The following is a 19,035-nucleotide window of genomic DNA, read 5'->3' on the forward strand; positions in this document are numbered from 1 at the left end:
GATACTGATTACTGACATCCCGTTCAGACTCGTTCAATGGCCGGACTCTGCGGGGTGATCGGGGAGGGGACCCAGCATCTGCACCGTGTCGCATCCGACCTGGAGTGGACTGGCGAGGAGACGACGGCGACGTACGACGGTGGCGACGTGGCCGTCTTCGGGGCGTTCACCGCGGAGGCCGAGGCCGACCAGCCCGTACGAGTCGGGGGCGATACGCACCTCTGGGTGTGGGGGTCCGTCTTCGGGGTCGAGCGCGAGAACGGCTACCACCCGAGGGACCGGACAGCCGAGTCCACCGCGGCCTACTGTGCCCGACTCTACCGCGAACTCGGGGAGGGATTCGTCACCGGGCTGAACGGGGATTTCGTCGTCGTCCTCCACGACCGCGACGGTGGGACACTCTCGGTCTTCACCGACCGACTCGGCCTGCGGGACACCTACTACTGTCAGCCCGACGACGAGACGTTCGTCTTCTCGACGGCGGCCCAGTCGCTCTCGCGGCATCCGGCCGTCGAACCGGCCTTCGACCCCGAGCTCGCCGCCGAGTTCCTCGCCTGCGGCTGCCGGACCTTCGGCACCCGGACGCCGCTGGCGGACACGCACCGCTTCCATCCCGGCGCGGTCACGACGGTCGACACCGGGATGCTCGACCTGGCGATGGAGCCGTACTGGGTCCCCCGCTACCACCCGGAGGACCGGTCGTTCTCGTACTTCGTCGACGAGTTCACGGAGCGGTTCCGTGCCGCCGTCTCCGAGCGCCTGCATCCGGACCGGGAGTACGGACTGCTGCTGAGCGGTGGGGCCGACTCCCGACTGGCCCTGGCGGCGATGGACGAGACGGAGCGCCAGCATGTCGCGGCGTACACGCTCGGCGACTGGCGGAACCGGGAGGTCCGCACCGCCGAAGCGGTCGCTGGGACGGCCGGCGTCGACTTCACGTTGCTCGAACGGGACCGCGAGTACCACGAGCGGTCGCTGCAGCGCACTCCCCGACTGTCGAACTTCGTCGGCCGGTTCGACCAGGCCCACGCCGAGGTGATGATGGACCGCATCCGGCCCGAGGTCGACGAGATGATCACTGCGAGTTTCGCGGACACGAACTGCAACGGTTACAGCTTCCCCCGTCGCTCGGTCCGTCTCGGGCCCGTCGGTACCGTCTTCCTTCCGGTGTTCGAGCCGATGGACAGCATCGAGGCCTACATCGACTACTGGCTGGACGACCCCCACGAGTTCCTGGCCGACTCCGTCGACGTCGAGGCGACGCTCCACGAGGAGATTCATCCCTCCCAAGGCGGCATCGACCATCACGGTGTCCGGTACGGCTCGCCCGAGGAGCTGTTCATCTGTGGCGCGCTCACCCCGCGAACGAACGGAAGCGTGCTCTTCCTGTTGCAGAGCCTCCGCCAGCACTGCCCCGCGTGGAGCCCGTTCGTCGACAACCGGCTGGTCGACCTCTACCTCTCGATGCCGACCCGGTACTTCGCACGGCGGAACGTCATCCACCAGGCGATGGAACGGCTCGACCCGAATCTGGCGGCCATCCGGTATGCGGACACCGGCGTCCCCATCGACTGGCCGTTCGCGGCCCACTTCCTCGGTGACCTGGCCGTCCGCTTCCACGACGCGTACCTTCCGGTGAACGAACCCCCAGAGCCGCATCTCTCGCACGGCTCCTGGCCGGACATCCCAGAACTCGTGCGGGAGACATCGTTCGTCCCGGAGGCACTCCACCGTCACGAGGAGACGATTCGGGCGTTGCCGTTCCTCGACTGGGAGGGAACCCTGGCGTGTTATCGGGATCATATGGACGGTGCGGACCGGTACAAGGAGCTGTACGGGCTGCTGACGCTGCTTGAGATGCCGGTCACCGAGCGCGTCGTCGGGCAACTGGAGTGACTGTGGACAGGCTCGGGGTGTAGAAGTCGTCCGACCAGCACCCACCCTTCAGAGCGGCGAGGGCGTCAACCGAGGTAGTAGTCGACCGCACGGGCGAGGCCTTCGTCGAACGCGACCTCGGGGCGCCAGCCGAGGTCCCTGATCCGTGCCGTCTCCAGCGCGTACCGCTGGTCGTGCCCCGGCCGGTCCTCCACGAATTCGATGAGCTCGTCGCTGGCTCCGACCGCCTCGCAGACAGCCCGCGCGACCTCGATGTTGGTCCGCTCGTCGCCGGAACCGATGTTGTATATCTCGCCGGCCGCCCCATCACGTCGGACGACCTCAACCGCCCGGCAGTTGTCGTCCACGTAGGTCCACTCGCGGACGTTCGAACCGTCGCCGTAGATTGGGAGGGTCTCACCGGCGTCGGCCCGACGTATCAGCTTCGGGATGAGCTTCTCGGGGTGCTGTCGGGGGCCGAAGTTGTTCGAGGAGCGGGTGATGACGACGGGGACGCCGTGGGTGACGTGATAGCTCCGGGCCAGCAGGTCCGCGCCGGCCTTCGTGGCCGCGTATGGGTTCCGCGGCTCGAGACGGTCCTCCTCGGTGAACTCGCCGGACTCGATTTCGCCGTACACCTCGTCGGTGGATATCTGGACGAACCTGTCGACCCCGTGCTCGACGGCAGCATCGAGCAGCGTTGCCACCCCTTCGATGTTGCTCCGGACGAACGGTGTTGCACCGTCGATGGAACGGTCAACGTGGGATTCGGCTGCGAAGTTGACCACTTGGTCCGCCGATGCGACCAGATCGTCGACGAGGGCCCGGTCGGTGATGTCACCCTCCACGAACCGGTGGCGCTCGTGTTCCGGCAGGCTCGAGCGGTCACCGGCGTACGTGAGTGCGTCCAGCGTCGTCACCTCGGCGTCGGTCGTCTCCAGTACGTGCCGCACGTAGTTCGACCCGATGAAGCCGGCGCCACCAGTCACCAGCAGTTCCATACCCTCGGCTGGTGAGCGCAAGACAAATGACTGCCGGTCACGCCGCTCACCTATGCGACTGCTGGTCACCGGGGCGACCGGACTGCTCGGCAGCACGCTCGTCGCACGAGCGATGGCTGCCGGCCACGAGACGGTCGCGACATACCACCGGACCGACCCCGGTATCGGTGACGACCGAACCGAGATGGATATCACGGATTCCGGGCGGGTCGCGGCGGTCGTCGGGGCCAGCGAGCCGGATGCGGTCGTCAACTGCGCCGCGATGACCGATGTCGACGGGTGCGAGAAGGACCCAGAGCGGGCCGCCGCGGTCAACGCCGATGCGCCGGGAGAACTGGCCGCGGCCAGCGCGGACGCCGGCGCCGCCCTCGTGCAGGTGTCCACGGACTACGTCTTCGACGGGAGGGCAGAGCGTCGCTACACCGAGGCCGACGACCCGGCGCCGCTTCAGGTCTACGGACGGACGAAACTCGAGGGCGAACGGGCCGCACGGAAGACGGCGCCGGACGCGCTCGTCCCACGTCTGTCGTTCGTCTACGGCCGACACGGGGCGACCGACGAGCTGACCGGCTTCCCCGCCTGGGTGATGGACCGGCTCGAGACGGGCGAGGCGGTCCCCCTGTTCGTGGATCAGCGCGTGACACCGACCAGAGCGGGGGCAGCGGCCGAGGCAATCCTGTCGCTGCTCGAACGGGAGGCCGCCGGCGTCGTCAACGTCGCGGCACGCTCGTGCGTGACGCCGTACGACTTCGGCCACCGGATCGCCGACCGCAGGGGCGTCCCGGAGGATCGGCTCGTGGAGAGCGAGTCGACGGCTCTCGACCGCCCCGCACGTCGGCCGTCGAACACCTGTCTGGACGTGACGCGCGTCGAGGACCGGCTGGGCCGTGAGCAGCCGACGCTGGAGGCGGACCTGGACGCCGTTCTGTAGGTGTCGCCGGGCGGAGGACCGTCACGCCATCCGATAGCGGTCGGGATGGCGCTCGTAGTGCTCGCGGACGTCCTCTGGGAGGTCCTCGAACGAGAGGACGTTGTCGCAGTCGCGTCCCGGGCATCTGAGTCGGCGGTCACGTTCGAGGACGTTCGCGGCCACGACGGTGCCACATTCTGGACAGGTGTACGTCTCGACGCGCATGGTTCAGAGTTTCAGGTTGGAGTTCTCCCCCACGACGAGGCGGTGGCCTTCTGGGAGGAGGTCCTCCGCGCTCCCGACCGTGGCGCCCCGGCCGAGGAGGCAGTCGATGAGTCGCACGTCGGCGGTGAGTTCGCTCTCGCCGACGACGACGCTGTTCTCGATGTGGGGGCCACGGACACGGGTGTCGTGGCCGATGGCGGTGTACGGCCCGACGTAGGTGTCGGCCCCGACGACGGACCCGTCGGCAATGCTGACCGGCCCCCGGACGACCGCCCCCGCCTCGATGCTCGCATCCGGGGCCAGGTCGACGCGACCAGTCACGTCCGCGTCGGGGTGGACCTCCCCATCGAGCGCCGACTCGATGTCCTCCAGCACGAGCCGGTTCGCGTGGAGGATGTCTTCGGGCTTCCCGGTGTCCTTCCACCAGCCCTCAACGACGTGCGAGTCGACCGCGGCACCGGAATCGAGCAGCCCCTGAATTGCGTCGGTGATCTCCAGTTCGCCACGCCAGGACGGTTCGAGGTCCTCGATCACGTCGAACACGGCCGGTGAGAACACGTACACGCCGACCAGCGCGAGGTCGCTCGGGGGGTCGTCCGGTTTCTCGACCAGTCGCTCGACGGTACCGTCGTCGGCCACGTCGGCGATACCGAACTGTCGCGGGTTATCGACACGCTGGAGCGCGATACTCGCGCCATAGTCGCCCGACTCGAAGCGGTCCACCATCTCGGCGAGTCCCTGGTGGAAGATGTTGTCGCCGAGGTACATCACGAAGTCGTCGCCGCCGACGAAGTCACGCGCACACGCAGCGGCGTGTGCCAGTCCGAGCGGCTCCCCCTGGATGATGTAGGTAATATCCACGCCGAACTCGGAGCCATCGCCGAGGAACGCCTGAATCTCGTCCCGTCCCTTGTCACCCAGCACGATACCGATGTCTGTCACGCCCGCGTCACGCAGGTCCTCGATGCCGTACTGGATGACCGGCTTGTTCGCGACCGGGACGAGCTGTTTGGGACCCGTGTGGGTGATTGGCCGGAGCCGCGACCCCGTGCCGCCCGCGAGGACGACGCCTTTCATCCGTGGGGTTCCTCCTCCCAGTCCAGCGGGATGCGGTTCGTGTCGTACGGGAGCCGCTCCTCGTCCGGGTCCTTGTAGTCGTAGAGGGTGGTCGGGAAGTTGAGCAGCATCGCCTGCTCGTCGCCGACGACCTTGAACCCGTGCCAGCAGTCTCCCGGGATGCGGACGGCCTGCTGGTCGTGCTCGCCGATGACGAATGTGTTCAGCTCGTCCGCGGTCGGCGAGTCATCGCGCTCGTCGTAGATGCCGACCTTGATGCGTCCCGAGGGGCAGACGAAGTGGTCGACCTGACCGCGGGTGTGGCGGTGCCAGGCGCGGATGATGCCCGGATAGGAGAGCGAGTAGTACGACATCGCCGGCTCCGGATCGTACAGGTCCCAGTCCTCGCGGAACACCTCGACGAGGTGGCCACGTTCGTCGGCGTTGACCTGGAGATCACGGACTTCGACACCCTCGATCATTCTTCCTTCGCTCGCTGCGTGTCTCCCCGACGTTGTAGTTGTTCCGAGGCCAGGCCGGTGCGGCCCCACCCGAGAACGGGGCCGGCCCCCGCGGTCTTCCGCACCGGTTTTATGTCTCAACAGGGAACCAGACGCACAACGGCGGGAACCGCCCTCCTCTCGCAGGCACCATGAGCGAAGACATCACGACGCGGGAGCGGCTCGCTGCCCTCCGCGAGGTCGCCGGGTATCGGCCGGCTCTGACGGCCGGGATCATCGCCCTGAGCCTCTTCGCCGCCGTCTTGGAGGGGATTGGCCTGAGCTTCCTTCTCCCGATAATCGAGACGGCGCAGTCGAGCGGTTCCCCGCCACAGGAGGGCATCATCGGTGTGTTCGTGACCGCGTACGGCGTGCTGGGTCTTCCGTTCACGCTCGAGTACATCATCCTCGGGGTCGGGCTGGTGATGGTCGCGCGGTACACGTCGAGTTTCCTCGTCGCCTGGCTGAAGGCGATGCTCATGACACGGTACGTTCGGCACCTCCAGACGGAATCGTTCCGCCTGGCCCTCGACGCCCGGGTCGGCTACTTCGACGACCAGGGCACCGACGACATCCTCAACACCATCGTGACCCAGGCACGGTACGCCGGACGGGTCATCAGGCGGGTGGTCAAGCTCGTCGAGCAGGGGCTGCTCAGCGCCATGTACCTCGGAATCGCCCTGCTCCTCGCCCCCGTGTTCACCCTCGCCTCCGGGGTCATCCTCGGCGTCGTCCTGTTCGGGCTGCGGCGGCTGGTGGAGTCCGGATACGACGTCGGTGACCGGGTCGCGGGAGCCAACGAGCGCGTCCAGAAGGCCGTCCAGGCCGGGATGCAGGGGATCCGCGACGTGAAGCTCTTCGGGATGTCGCGGGAACTGTTCACCGACTTCGATGAGGCGGTCGAGCAGTACGCCGACTCCTCCATCCAGCTCCGGCGGAACCAGGCGGCCCTAGATCAGTTCTACCAGCTCGCGACGGCACTGACCGTCTTCGCGCTGATCTACGGGGCGTTCCGGTTCTCCTCGCTCTCGCTCGCCGGCCTGGGGGTGTTCCTCTTCGCGATGTTCCGTCTGGCACCACGGGTGAGCACGCTCAACGATGCGCTCTACCAGCTCGAGGGGGAGCTGCCACATCTCGTCCGGACCCAGACGTTCCTCTCGGAACTGCAGGACCAGCAGGAGCCGAGCGACGGCGACGAACCGGTTCCGACCCCGGTCGAACGGGTTCGGTTCGACGACGTCTCCTTCGGCTACGAACCGGGCGAACGGGTCCTCGACGGGATCTCGTTCTCGTTCGACCGCAGCGAGTTCGTGGCCTTCGTCGGACCGTCGGGGGCCGGCAAGTCGACGATCGTCTCACTCCTCACCCGCATGTACGAGCCCGACGGGGGGGAGATCCTGGCGGACGGCACGCCGATCCGGGCGTTCCCGGTCGCCGACTGGCGGAGCCGGATCTCCGTGGTCCGCCAGAACCCGTACGTGTTCAACGATACGCTCCGGTACAACATCACGATTGGGGCCCGGGACGTGACCGACGAGGATCTCGAGCGGGTCTGCGAAATCGCCCAGATCACCGAGTTCATCGACGACCTGCCGGACGGCTACGAGACCGTGCTCGGTGACGAGGGCGTGAAGCTCTCGGGCGGGCAGCGCCAGCGGGTCTCCATCGCCAGAGCACTCCTCAAGGACGCCGACCTGCTCGTGCTCGACGAGGCGACGAGCGATCTGGACTCGAACATCGAGGAGACCGTCCACGAGGCGATCGAGGCCATGGACCGCGATTACGCTATGCTCGTGATTGCACACCGCCTGTCGACGGTCGTGAACGCCGATCGGATCTACACGATGACCGATGGCCGGATCGAGGAGGTCGGGACACACGGCCAGCTGGTCGAGCAGGGCGGTAAATACGCCAACCTATACGCGACGCAGACCCAGGGCTGACCGCCCTTCTTGTGCTACCCAGCCGCCTCTCGCAGGGCAATTGAGGCAGAAGAATCTTTTTACACGCTTCAGAGAACGACTCACCCCGGTGAACTAACTATCTCGTCTGCCTTCAACTGAGTGATTCCCTCTTCGGTCGTAGATGTTGACGTTTGTATGTACCTGTGGGCAGATTAAGTGGTTTATGCGGCCTTTCGTCTGGTGGTATGGGGACCGGATGATCCCAGGACATGAGAAGGATAGTAGGATATCGATGGTTTCCAACCGAAAACCCCCAGTACTCAAGAAATACCCCCACAGGGCCGCTGCATCGGTCGGTTTGACATGGAGTGACTATGTTTCTACACCATCCACCGTGCCTCGCATACATTTGTCATAGGTTTAATTGCTCGGTACTCAACTAGCCGACCACCAACCGAGACTCATTCAGCACGGACCCATGGAACTTGACTTACAGAAAGGCTACACAGCGGAATCGGATGCAGATACGGTTGTGTACACCGCGATTTTCGACAGTTACGATACGCTAATCGACCCATTAATCTGTGAAGAAGGCGCAGATTATATTTGTTTTACCGACGACTCGGAATTGCGGTCAGATATTTGGGATATTGTGGAAGTGGACTCGGATAGCTCTGTGAATCCAGCTCGGTTGAACCGGTATCTGAAACTCCATCCTCACAAGATACTCCCAGATTACGAATACAGCATTTATATCGATGGAAATATCCAGATTGTATCTGAATTGGTGGAAAATTGCCACACATATCTCGATAACTACTCTATCGCTGCCCACCACCACTCTACCAACAATAACGTACGAGAGGAAGCTGAGAGCGTAGTCCGATACCACCTGGCCCCTCCAGACCAGGTATACCGTCAATTGGGGCGGTATTTCGTGGAAGGTTTTCCGGACAAGCAGGAATTAACGACCAATCGAGTGCTTTACCGGAAACACAACTCATCAAGTTGTGTTGAGCTCATGTCTGAGTGGTGGTCCGAGCTGAGTAGAGAGACACACAGAGATCAATTGAGCCTAAACTACATCCTCTGGAGAGAAAACACCGATATTCGCGTCATTCAAAAACCAGTATGGGGGTCAGAGATGTTTGAGATACATCCTCATAATCCGACCGACTGGCGAAGGTATATCTGGGATTATTGGATGAACATCCGTGTAGATCGCCGAGAGAACAGTCTGTACACAGCCATATTTTACTTCATACAAGCTTTGCGTATCGGTTTCATCGAGGGGATTGATACGCTCTATTACCGAATTCGACGCAAACTCTCTCAGTGAAGATTGATTTAGTATGCACGGTACTGTGCACTTCTAGAACGTCTTGACAACCGCGCTAAGGTCGGTGTGAGTTGTGATAGGCTGCGAAGTATTCAAATCCATGACCGAGGTGTAGATAGCTGGACGTGGCTGAAACTATTCGAGAACGAAGCGATTCATCATCCTACCTCTCGAAGGCGTGTTCAATGCTCTTGATACAGGTCTCGCCTCCTCGTAGACGCGTTTCCGGTTCGGGTGTGGCGAGAGCACCATTTCCTAATCGGGCAATCGCTCACCGAACAGTCGGGCGATATGACACCAGATCCAGATTGTCCGGCTGGCATCCTATCCCGGGAGGAACTCATCCTGAAGAATCTTCATCAGACGGTCCAGTTCGGCCGCGGAGAGGTCTTCGCGCTCGGCCACGAACGGCGCTTCGTCATATTATCAAGGGCCAGTTACGTCGCTGAGGCAGAAACGATCAATCCGGTTTGAGGCGTCCTCGGGATCGGTGGGACTTTGATGACCGTCGAACGTAGTCGAATACGTGCCTAATCCCGTCTCATCCGGACGATATCGCACCTGATTACGGCCCGCAGGTGTACAGTTTCCTATCGCAGTCGCTAAATATATCCTTCTCGCACCAGTATTTGTGTCAGGAGAGGTCCTCTTCGTCACTTTCGGGGACGAGCAAACGGCGAGTACCCGCTATCGAGTCCTCAACTACCGACCCTATTTTAACGACGCCGGCCTCAGCTATCGCGTTGATCTGAACCGGGACCGGGTCTTCACCTCTAACTGGTATGTTGACAAGGCGTACTACGCGATGAAACTGTTGCGAGCAGCACGCAAGTACGATATCGTGTACATCCAGAAGGTTCTCCTCCCGGAACCGCTTGTACGGGCGCTCAGCCGGCTCACGACCGTCTTATACGACTTCGATGACGCGGTCTACGCGGCGCCACCATGGGAGGACGAGGACGACGTGGACCCGCCGGAATTGTTTGAAAGAACCCTCGGACTCGTTGACGGAGTGGTGACCGGAAACCCACGGCTCACGAAGTACGCAGAAGAGTTCGCAACGCAGGTTCACTCGATTCCGACGCCGATTCCCCGCGACCGGTGTGTCAAGGCGCTTGAACAGGCGGGCGAGGATGACTCCGACCATGTGACAATCGGCTGGATCGGAAACCCCGAGAACCTCTGGTACCTCCGGCGGGTCCACGATCCGGTGACGACCGTACTCGACCGGTACGAGGAGGCCGAGCTACAGATTGTCACCTCGGCCGACCGAGAGTACACGCCGTTCGCGGACCGAATCGGGACCGATGTCTTCTATCGTGAGTGGTCGCTGGACGAGGAACTCAATCACCTCCGCGAATTCGACATCGCGATCCGGCCCCTGACGCACGACGAGTGGTCCTCGGCGAAGGGCGGGTTCACCTCCGTCATTCAGTGCATGGGCATGCGAACGCCGGTCGTCGTCACACCGGTGGAGATGCTCCGGGATATCGTCGCCCACGGCGAGGCCGGGTTCCACGCGGACGGCGACGAGGAGTGGGTAGAATACCTCTCGCGGTTGGTCGTGGATCCTCTCCTCAGGGAGGAGTTGTCCGCCAACGCGTTCGACGCTGTCGGCGCGCAAGAGTTCTGGACGGAACAGCGACAGACCGAGTTCGTTGGAACACTGCAGAGGTATCTCTGATGAGTGACCGATCGTTCGGGCGGAAGGTGCGCGAGACCTACGCAGACGGCGGATTCCGAGCGATACTCGAAAAGAGTCTGCCATACCTCTATCTCCGACACGTGCGGCCACACCTCCCGACGCGGGACGTGCGTCTGAACCGCTACCGGATGCCAATCAATCGACTGTTCGACGGGTCAGTACCGTGGGTGAAAGTCAAAGCGGACCGACCCGGCTATGAGTCCGGATTAATCGACGGCATCAACGAGCATGTTCGGGCGGGTGACGAGGTCGTGATTGTGGGCGGGGGGTACGGGGTGACGGCCCTGGCGGCTGCAGAGAAGGTGACGACCGAGGGGTCCGTCATCGTGTACGAGGGCGCAGCCAGCAGTGTCGACCTCATCCGGCGGGTGGTCGAGAGCGAGGGCGTGGCCGACAGGGTGCAGGTGCGGCACGCGGTGGTCGGTGAACCCCGGAGTCTTCGCGGGGACCGTGGGGACGCCCGCGCCGTCGCCCCGAACGAACTCCCGGACTGTGACGTGCTGGAACTGGACTGCGAGGGGACGGAAATGGAAATCCTTCCTGCCCTCGACAACCGACCCCGGACGATACTCGTCGAGACACACGGGATGTACGACGCACCTTCTGAGACGGTCGAATCGGAACTGCGGACGATGGGATACGAGATACACTCTAAGGCCGTAGCCGATAGGAATCAAGAGGAAACCTGTCGACGTCTCGATATTCACGTGATAGCCGCTGTGAAACCATAGGCACCATAGTCGGCTACTAATCGAGTTCGATACTCCTCGTCGACCCAGATTACCGGAGAAGAAGTCATTGTCCGGAGATAGGGTGTCCAAAGCTTTGCCACCCGATTCACGGCATTCTCGCGGCGCGACAGGCTCAGTTGACCGTCAACAGCTTCGATGGGTTGACGATCAACACCTAGACCCACCGACGTTAGGTGGTGGATTCTGCCGACTCTGTTTCGATGATGGACTCTCCGTCTGATGTTCCGGGCGAGTGCCGAAGTCCACCAACGCTATCACTCCCCCGGTCCTTCAGTCGCCGATGGATTCGGCTTGGTGGAGTCGAAATGTCTGGAACGCACGAACCGAGCCCCAAAAGGATGGCATGACGGGGCTCCTGTCACGGGTCTCCACGGTTCTGGTTGGGATGAGGTACAGCCTGCTGCCCAATCACGAGGAGGAGGAAGTCCTCAGCGAAGACCACCTCAGCGTGCTGGGGAAAGAGTGGTTCCATGCGGCCATATTCAGCTGCGTCCGTGAACTAGACAGGGCAGTTTCACTCACCTCCGTCACCGAAATCGGGTCAGATACGCCCGGAGTCAAGACTGGCGAGCGTCTCGGGCGTAAGTTTTCGATAATCAGTTCGGATAGTTCTCGCCGCTCTCGAAACCGTTCCCAACGAATGGCGTCTCTGATGCAGGACTCGGACGCTACCGACTCCGGAGTTCCAGGCGCTACGATCGGGTGTCCTGATCTGAACCGATGAGTCCGGCAGTACACACCGACGACGCCGTCTGCTTCGTCTCGCTCCCTGCCTACGGCTACTTCGTTCCCGACTCGGATATCGCACCGGGGGGCGCGGAACGACAGCTCTACCTCCTGGGTCAGGAGCTGCAGTCGGAGTTCGATATCCACATCGTCGTCGGTGACTACGGACAGCCCCTGACGGTGTACCGTGACGGTATCACGCTCCATCGTGCGTACACCCCGTCAGAGGACCCTGTCTGGTGGCAAACGATGGCGCTCCTCCGGGCAATGCGCCGCGCGGACGCCGACGTGTACGTCTATCGGGGGTTCCCCCGGAAGGCTGCCGTCACGTACGGCATGGCCCGGCTACTCGGAACGCGGTGGGTGTACAATCTGGCCGCGGACCGGAACGTCGATTCGCATCCGGACCAGCTCTCGTCGCCGCTGTCGGTACTATTCCGACGGTCGCTCGAGGATGCTGACGGGATTATCGCACAGACCCCGTACCAGCGGAGCCGGCTCCGGGAGCGGTTCGGGGTCGATGCCACAGTCGTCCCAAACGGGTACTCGCCTGCCGAGGAGCAGACGCCGTACGGTGACCGGGAGTACTTTCTTTGGGTCGGCCGGCTGGAGCGGGCACAGAAGCGCCCGCACCGCTTCCTGCAGCTGGCCGAAGCGCTCTCCAACTGTGCGTTCGTCCTCGCCGGCCCGGACGGGTCGTCGGAGGCGTACAACGAACGAATCGCACGCCGGGCATCGGAACTCGACAACGTCACCAACCTCGGGCGGGTCAATCCGGATCGGATTCACGAGTGGTATCGGCGTGCCACAGCGCTTGTCAGCACCTCGGCACACGAGGGGTTCCCGAACACGTTCCTCGAGGCGTGGCGGTACGGGACCCCCGTCCTGAGTCTGGATATCGACCCCTCACGGTTCCTCCGGGGTCAGGAGGCTGGCTTCGCCCACGGTGAGTTCGAGACGCTAGCAGGGCTCGTTCAGATGCTGGACGACTCTGTCGACTGTCGCCGTGTATTCGGCGACCACGTTCGGGAGGAGTTCGAGGCGACGCTGACCATCTCCGAGACGGCCACCCAGTATGCCGAGGCCCTGCGGGCCGCACTCCGGTAGCCGCTGTAGGGCCGCCCCCGGTTCGAGGACCGAAGCTTGGATATCCCTGCTCACGTTCCGGTGGACCAATGTGCGGCATCGGCGGTAAGCTCTCGTTCACCTCCCGCCTGGACCCGGGCATCGGCGACGCGATGACCGCCTGCATGGACCACCGCGGCCCAGATGCTGAGGGCGTGTACGCGGACGGGCCGGCCCTCCTCGCCCACACCCGGCTCTCCATCCTCGACCTCTCGGAAGCGGGCCGCCAGCCGATGGCCAGCGCCGACGGGAGCGTCCACATCGTCTTCAACGGGGAGATCTACAACTATCGCGAGCTCCGCGACCGGGCCGACCACTACCCCTTCCGGTCAGAGACAGACACGGAGGTCCTGCTCCACCTGTACGAGGAGCACGGTATCGACTGCCTGCAGTACCTCCGCGGGATGTTCGCCTTCGGTATCTGGGACGAGAACGAGGAGCGACTGTTCCTCGCGCGTGACCGCCTCGGACAGAAGCCGCTCTTCGTCCGGAACACGGACGAGGCATTCTGGTTCGGCTCGACGATCAAGACGCTCCTCGCCGATCCCGAAGTCCCGGCCGCCCCCGACCTCTCGGCCATCCGGGAGTACCTCACCTACCAGTACACGCCGCATCCGAAGACGGGCTTCGAGGGCATCGAGCAGCTCGGCCCTGCCGAGTACGCTGTCGTCGACGAGGACGGGATGGACCGCGAGCAGTACTGGTCACTCTCCTTCGCCGACCAGTTCGACGCCGGGCCACACGCCCTCGCGGCACGACTGCGCGAGGAACTCCGGGAGGCCACCCGGCTGCGGATGCGCAGCGACGTGCCTGTGGGTGTCTTCCTCTCGGGCGGCATCGACTCCTCGATCGTCACCGCCCTGATGAGCGACCTGGCCGACGAGCCGGTCAACACCTACTCTATCGGCTTCGACAGGGCGGCCTACGACGAACTCGAGTTCGCCCGCGAAGTCGCCAGCGAGTACGACACGAACCACACGGAGTACACCGTCCAGCCGAACGCGATGGACGTGTTCCCGGAGCTGATCGAGCAGTACGAGATGCCCTTCGGCGACCCGTCGGCGCTCCCGACCTACTACGTCTCCCGGGCTGCCGCTCGGGACACGACGGTCGCGCTGGGGGGCGATGCCGGGGACGAGACGTTCGCGGGCTACGACCGGTACACGTACGACTGGTTGACGCGCCGGGCGGGGCGGTTCCCCGGCTGGCTCCGGACTGCCGCGGAGACGGGTGGGCCACGGGTCGCGTCCGCGGTCGGTCAGGGGGAGCTGGCACAGGACATGGAGCGGTTCCTCGACGCTGCTGCCGGCGACGACGTCGAGCAGTATGCTGCGTACATCTGCCACGCGCTCGGCGACCAAGTCGAGCAGGTCTGGGACGGGCCGGCCCCAGACGACGAACTGCGGAACCTCCGCGAGGCGTTCGCCCGCACGGATGGCCCCACCCGGATGGACGAGATTACCCACGTCGACATCCAGACCTACCTCCCGGACGACCTGCTCGTCAAGGTCGACCGTGCGAGCATGGCCCACTCGCTGGAGGTCCGGTCACCGTTCCTCGACCACCGGTTCATGGAGTTCGCGGCCCGCGTCCCGGCCGAGTACAAGTGGCGCCGCGGGAAGAAGAAGTGGCTCCTCAAGCGGGCGTTCGAGGACCTCCTCCCCGACCCCGTCCTAACCCGGGAGAAGCAGGGGTTCGGCGTCCCCATCGACGAGTGGTTCCGTGGCGACCTTCGCGCGTTCGGCCGCGAGAAACTGGAGTGGCTCGGCGGCCGTGAGCCGTTCGATGCGTCAGGAATCACGCGGACGTTCACGGAACACCTCGACGGCGAGGTGGACCACGGCTACCGTATCTGGGACCTCGTCATGCTCGAGGGGTGGTACGAGCGGTTCATCGATGACGAATGATATTTCTCCCCCGTGTCGCTGAGTACGGCCAGTGACAGCGCGTTTCGCGTTCGGCGAGAACTGGGAATCGTTCCTCCAGGAGCTAGACGACGAAAGAATCGAGCAGGCCGAGCGGGAACTCCAGGACGTATTCGGCGAGAACGGATTACGCGGCCGGACGTTCCTCGATGCGGGATGTGGCAGTGGCCTGTTCTCGCTCGCTGCCCACCGGCTGGGCGCTTCGCGGGTGGTCAGCTTCGACTACGACGAGGACTCCGTGGCCTGCTGTCGACGGCTGCGTGACGAGGACGACGCCAGCCCCCGGAAGTGGGCGGTGGTGCAGGGTGACCTCCTCGATACGGACTTCATGGGCTCGCTGGGTCGGTTCGACCGTGTCTACTGCTGGGGTGTGGCTCACCACACCGGGTCGATGTGGGACGCCATCGACAACGCGGCCGCCGCCGTCGCCCCGGGTGGGCGGCTGTGTCTCGGCATCTACAACGAGGTCGCCCCTGACGAGGCGCTGTACGACTCGGTTCTGTCGACCCGCATCAAGCGGGTGTACAATCGCCTGCCCGTGCCGGCACAGGCACTCGCCGTTCGCGGCTACGGCCTGACCCACCTCTCGATCCGGACGTTGCTGAGCCGCGAGGACCCCCGAACGTATCTCGAGCGCTACCGGCGGGAGCGGGGGATGGAGTACTGGCACGATATCCGGGACTGGCTGGGTGGGCTGCCGTTCGAGTACGCGACGCCTGCCGCGGTCGAGAACCACATCACCGATGCCGAGACGTTCGAGCATGTCCGCACGGAGGTTCCAGCAGACCTTCCGACGGCCGTCAATACCTACGTCTTCGACAGGAAATCGGAATAGCTCCGGGTGGACGGCTCATCGAACCTTCTCGTACAGGGCCCCCATCCGCTCAACCATCGAGTCGACACCGAACTCATCGCGGGCTCGTTGCGCGGCCGCTCGACCGAGTGCCGCGGTCCGCTCGGGGTCCGCCAACAGGTCCGCAATCGCCTCCCCGAGAGGCGCCGGGGCCCGTGGTGGTACGTGAACCCCGTGCTCCCCGTCCATGACCAGCTCCGCACACCCGTCAACAGGCGTCGTCACGATGGGCAGCCCGGCACACATCGCCTCCAAGAGCGCCCCGGGGAGTCCCTCGTAGTGCGAGGGGAAGACGAACAGGTCGAACAGCGCGAGCAGTTCGGGCACGTCGTCACGTCGGCCGAGCAGGTGGACCGAGTCCGCGACCCCGCGCCGCTCGGCGTGGGTCCGGAGCGCGTCCCGTTCGGGGCCGTCGCCGACGAGCAGCAGTTCGGCATCGGGATGTGCATCGAGCACGGCGGACCACGCCTCAAGCAGGTCGTGGTGCCCTTTCCGCTCGACCAGCCGCCCGACCGTCCCGACGATGGGTCCATCGCCGAGTCCCAGCTCCGCTCGCAGCCCCTCCGGTTCGGACACGTCGTAGGCGTCCACGTCCCGTCCGTTCCGGATGACGGACACCCGGTCGGAATCGACGCCCCGTTCGATGATCCACTCGGCACCCGCTTCCGAGTTCGAGACGACGTGGTCCGAGAGTCCGAGCGTCGCCCGGTCGACGAGGTCGCGGTGGCGTGGCAACGATTCGGGGACCTCACGGACACCCGTGACGACCGTCGTCCCGGGACTCACCTGCCCGACGAGTCGGGCGAGAATGTTGTCGAAATAGAGGAACGACTGCAGGATGGCTGGGCGCTCGCGCCGGAGTGCGCGTGCGAGTCGAAGGGCAGGCCGCGGGTCGACCTTGTTCGCGGCGCCGAGCGACCGGACGGGTACCGCGTCGTCGACCTCGTCGGCGAGCGGCCCCGGTTCGGCGATGGTCAACACCGTCGGGGCGAACCGGTCGCGGTCCAGGCCGTTCACCAAATCGATCAGCGTCCGCTCGGTCCCTCCGACGGCCAGCGTCCCGATGAGATACCAGACCTGCGTCCGGTCGTCGCCGGTCGCCGTCATCGGCCGACCTGTGTCGAGGGGCGGGCAAAGGCCTTCGGAGTCGTCGCGACGGCACTACGGGACAGAAACCTTCTCCCGGCCCCCCCGCCTCCGACGACCCATGTGCGGTATCGCGGGTGTCCTCGATCCCTCCTCGCTCCCCGACGAGGACACCCTCCAGCGGATGAACGACTGCCTGGCCCACCGGGGCCCAGACGACGCCGGCATCCACGTCAACGAGCCGGTCGCACTCGCCCACCGCCGCCTGTCCATCATCGACCCCGAATCCGGCCAGCAGCCGATGTTCAACGAGGACCGCACCGTGGCGGTCGTCTTCAACGGCGAAATCTACAACCACCGCGACCTCCGCGATAAACTCTCGACCAGCCACACCTTCCGCACGGACGCAGACACGGAGGTGCTGGTCCACCTGTACGAGGAGCACGGGCCGTCGTTCGTCGACCGACTCGACGGGATGTTCGCGTTCGCACTCTGGGACACGGCCCGCGAGCGCCTCGTACTCGCTCGCGACCGGATGGGTATCAAGCCGCTCGTCCTCGCCCGCGACGGGAACCGGCTCGCGTTCGCCTCCGAGCTCCCCGCGCTGTTCGAGCCCGACATCGACCTCGGGGGACTCGACCGCGCCGCGCTGGGGACCTACTTCTGTCTCGGCTTCGCCCCGGCGCCCCGGACGGCGTTCCGGAACGTCACCAAGCTCCGACCCGGTGAACTCGCCGTGGTCGAGCACGAGGACGGCGGCCGCGGCGACGGCTCGCTCTCGGTGAACCGCCGCCGCTACTACCAGCCGACCATCGAGCCCCGGAATCCCTCGCTGGACACGGCCGCGACCGAACTCCACCGTCGCGTCGAGCGGGCGGTCGAGCGGCGGCTGATGAGCGACGTGCCGCTCGGCGCCTTCCTCTCGGGTGGCCTCGACTCCAGCATCGTCGTCGGGACGATGGCCGACCTCATGGACGAGCCGGTCCGGACGTTCACGGTCGGCTTCGACGAGGCCCGCTTCGACGAGTCCTGGGCGGCCCGGGAGGTCGCAGAGTACCACGGGACCGACCACTACGAGTACACGGTCACGCCGGACGACGTGCGCGAGGCCATCCCGGGCGTCCTCGACCGCCTCGGCGAGCCATTCGCGGACCCGTCGCTCGTCCCGACGAGCGTGGTCGCCCGCGAGACCGCGCGCGACGTGACCGTCGCGCTCTCGGGCGACGGCGCGGACGAGCTGTTCGCCGGCTACAGCAAGTACCGCGGCGAGCACCTTTCGACGTACTACCGCGCGTTGCCCGGACCAGTCCGGGGAGCGGTCGACCGGCTGCTCGGCGCGGCTCCGGTCGACCGGACGACCAGGGTCGGCGAACTCGGCCGGCAGGCCCGGAAGTTCCGGCGCGGCTCAGAGCCGGACCCGGTCGCCCGCCACCTGGCGTGGCTCCGTCTCCCGGACGATGACGCCGCCCGTGCCGTGGCCCCTCTCGACCCGGAGCGCCGTGCTGGGGACGACCTCGAGGACGCCCATCGCGACGCCCGTCGGATGCTGCCCGAGGGCGACGAGTTCAACCGGATGCTCGCGGTCGACACCCGCTTCGGCCTCCCGAACCAGATGCTCCACAAGGTCGACCTCGCGGGGATGGACTCCTCGCTGGAGGTCCGGGTGCCGTTCCTGGACAGAGAGGTCGTCGAGTACGCGCTCTCGCTTCCGACGAGTCACAAGATCGATGCCCGCGAGCAGAAGCGCGTGCTCCGACGCGCGTTCGACGACGTGCTCCCACAGCGTATCCAGGAACGCGGGAAACAGGGCTTCGACATGCCCATCGGCGAGTGGCTGACGGGGGCACTCGCCGACGACTTCCACGAGGCGCTCGATTCCATCCACGCGCCGTTCCTCGACCAGGGAACGGTGCGCGAGGTCTTCGACGCACACCGCGAGGGCCGGGCCGACCACGCGAAGTTCCTCTGGAGCGTCTATGTCTACGGCCGCTGGGAGCGCCGGCTTCGCAAACGGGGGGTCCCGCTCGGCCTCGATGGCTGACGGTTCGTCCGG

Annotated in this window: 16 protein-coding genes; 11 read left to right on the plus strand and 5 right to left on the minus strand. The window is 64.9% G+C overall.

Annotated elements, in window-relative coordinates; all coding sequences use genetic code 11:
- Positions 1–36: 36 nt before the first annotated feature.
- Positions 37–1,896, plus strand: a complete 1,860-nt coding sequence (locus NL115_RS01505) for an asparagine synthase-related protein (protein WP_254831464.1) — start codon at positions 37–39, stop codon at positions 1,894–1,896.
- Positions 1,897–1,961: 65 nt separating this feature from the next.
- Here the strand turns inward: NL115_RS01505 and rfbB are convergent, their stop codons facing one another.
- A complete protein-coding gene (gene rfbB / locus NL115_RS01510) occupies positions 1,962–2,876 on the minus strand; it encodes a dTDP-glucose 4,6-dehydratase (RefSeq protein WP_254831465.1) in 915 nt (304 codons plus the stop codon).
- 52 nt (positions 2,877–2,928) lie between these two features.
- Here rfbB and rfbD point away from each other — a divergent pair, with 52 nt between their 5' ends.
- Positions 2,929–3,807, plus strand: a complete 879-nt coding sequence (rfbD, locus tag NL115_RS01515) for a dTDP-4-dehydrorhamnose reductase (RefSeq protein ID WP_254831466.1) — start codon at positions 2,929–2,931, stop codon at positions 3,805–3,807.
- Positions 3,808–3,828: 21 nt separating this feature from the next.
- On the opposite strand, the gene NL115_RS01520 is transcribed toward rfbD, so the two are convergent.
- The 3 genes from NL115_RS01520 to NL115_RS01530 are packed head-to-tail and all read right to left on the minus strand — an operon-like array spanning position 3,829 to position 5,549.
- The gene (locus tag NL115_RS01520; protein WP_254831467.1) at positions 3,829–4,011 is read right to left on the minus strand and encodes a hypothetical protein; all 183 of its coding nucleotides are present in this window, start codon (positions 4,009–4,011) and stop codon (positions 3,829–3,831) included.
- A 3-nt stretch (positions 4,012–4,014) separates the two neighbouring features.
- Complete coding sequence (locus NL115_RS01525) at positions 4,015–5,088, minus strand: glucose-1-phosphate thymidylyltransferase (RefSeq protein WP_254831468.1); 1,074 nt, start codon at positions 5,086–5,088, stop codon at positions 4,015–4,017.
- Positions 5,085–5,549, minus strand: coding sequence for a dTDP-4-dehydrorhamnose 3,5-epimerase family protein (locus NL115_RS01530; RefSeq protein ID WP_254831469.1), 465 nt, complete (start codon positions 5,547–5,549; stop codon positions 5,085–5,087). Before NL115_RS01530 ends, NL115_RS01525 begins: the two co-directional genes overlap by 4 nt.
- 170 nt (positions 5,550–5,719) lie before the next feature.
- Between NL115_RS01530 and NL115_RS01535 the strand changes: the two genes are divergently transcribed.
- From NL115_RS01535 to NL115_RS01570, 8 genes are all read left to right on the plus strand, one after another.
- Positions 5,720–7,510 carry an ABC transporter ATP-binding protein gene (locus NL115_RS01535; protein ID WP_254831470.1) on the plus strand — a complete coding sequence of 597 codons (1,791 nt, stop codon included), beginning with the start codon at positions 5,720–5,722 and terminating at the stop codon, positions 7,508–7,510.
- Between the two features lie 439 nt (positions 7,511–7,949).
- The gene (locus NL115_RS01540; RefSeq protein ID WP_254831471.1) at positions 7,950–8,810 is read left to right on the plus strand and encodes a glycosyltransferase domain-containing protein; all 861 of its coding nucleotides are present in this window, start codon (positions 7,950–7,952) and stop codon (positions 8,808–8,810) included.
- 291 nt (positions 8,811–9,101) lie between these two features.
- Entirely contained in the window at positions 9,102–9,284 is a 183-nt protein-coding gene (locus tag NL115_RS01545) for a hypothetical protein (protein ID WP_254831472.1), read from the plus strand.
- Positions 9,285–9,441: 157 nt separating this feature from the next.
- Positions 9,442–10,494, plus strand: a complete 1,053-nt coding sequence (locus NL115_RS01550; RefSeq protein ID WP_254831473.1) for a glycosyltransferase — start codon at positions 9,442–9,444, stop codon at positions 10,492–10,494.
- A gap of 26 nt (positions 10,495–10,520) precedes the next feature.
- Entirely contained in the window at positions 10,521–11,246 is a 726-nt protein-coding gene (locus NL115_RS01555; RefSeq protein WP_254831474.1) for a class I SAM-dependent methyltransferase, read from the plus strand.
- Between the two features lie 741 nt (positions 11,247–11,987).
- A complete protein-coding gene (locus tag NL115_RS01560; protein WP_254831475.1) occupies positions 11,988–13,100 on the plus strand; it encodes a glycosyltransferase family 4 protein in 1,113 nt (370 codons plus the stop codon).
- A gap of 68 nt (positions 13,101–13,168) precedes the next feature.
- Positions 13,169–15,025 carry an asparagine synthase (glutamine-hydrolyzing) gene (gene asnB, locus NL115_RS01565; RefSeq protein WP_286667561.1) on the plus strand — a complete coding sequence of 619 codons (1,857 nt, stop codon included), beginning with the start codon at positions 13,169–13,171 and terminating at the stop codon, positions 15,023–15,025.
- A gap of 31 nt (positions 15,026–15,056) precedes the next feature.
- Complete coding sequence (locus NL115_RS01570; protein WP_254831476.1) at positions 15,057–15,878, plus strand: class I SAM-dependent methyltransferase; 822 nt, start codon at positions 15,057–15,059, stop codon at positions 15,876–15,878.
- A gap of 15 nt (positions 15,879–15,893) precedes the next feature.
- On the opposite strand, the gene NL115_RS01575 is transcribed toward NL115_RS01570, so the two are convergent.
- Positions 15,894–17,003 (minus strand): glycosyltransferase, encoded by a 1,110-nt coding sequence (locus tag NL115_RS01575; RefSeq protein WP_254831477.1) that lies wholly within the window; start codon positions 17,001–17,003, stop codon positions 15,894–15,896.
- 100 nt (positions 17,004–17,103) lie between these two features.
- Between NL115_RS01575 and asnB (NL115_RS01580) the strand changes: the two genes are divergently transcribed.
- Complete coding sequence (asnB, locus tag NL115_RS01580; RefSeq protein ID WP_254831478.1) at positions 17,104–19,023, plus strand: asparagine synthase (glutamine-hydrolyzing); 1,920 nt, start codon at positions 17,104–17,106, stop codon at positions 19,021–19,023.
- The last annotated feature ends 12 nt before the right edge of the window (positions 19,024–19,035 follow it).

Origin of the sequence: Haloglomus salinum (assembly GCF_024298825.1) — an archaeon.
Classification (GTDB): domain Archaea; phylum Halobacteriota; class Halobacteria; order Halobacteriales; family Haloarculaceae; genus Haloglomus; species Haloglomus salinum.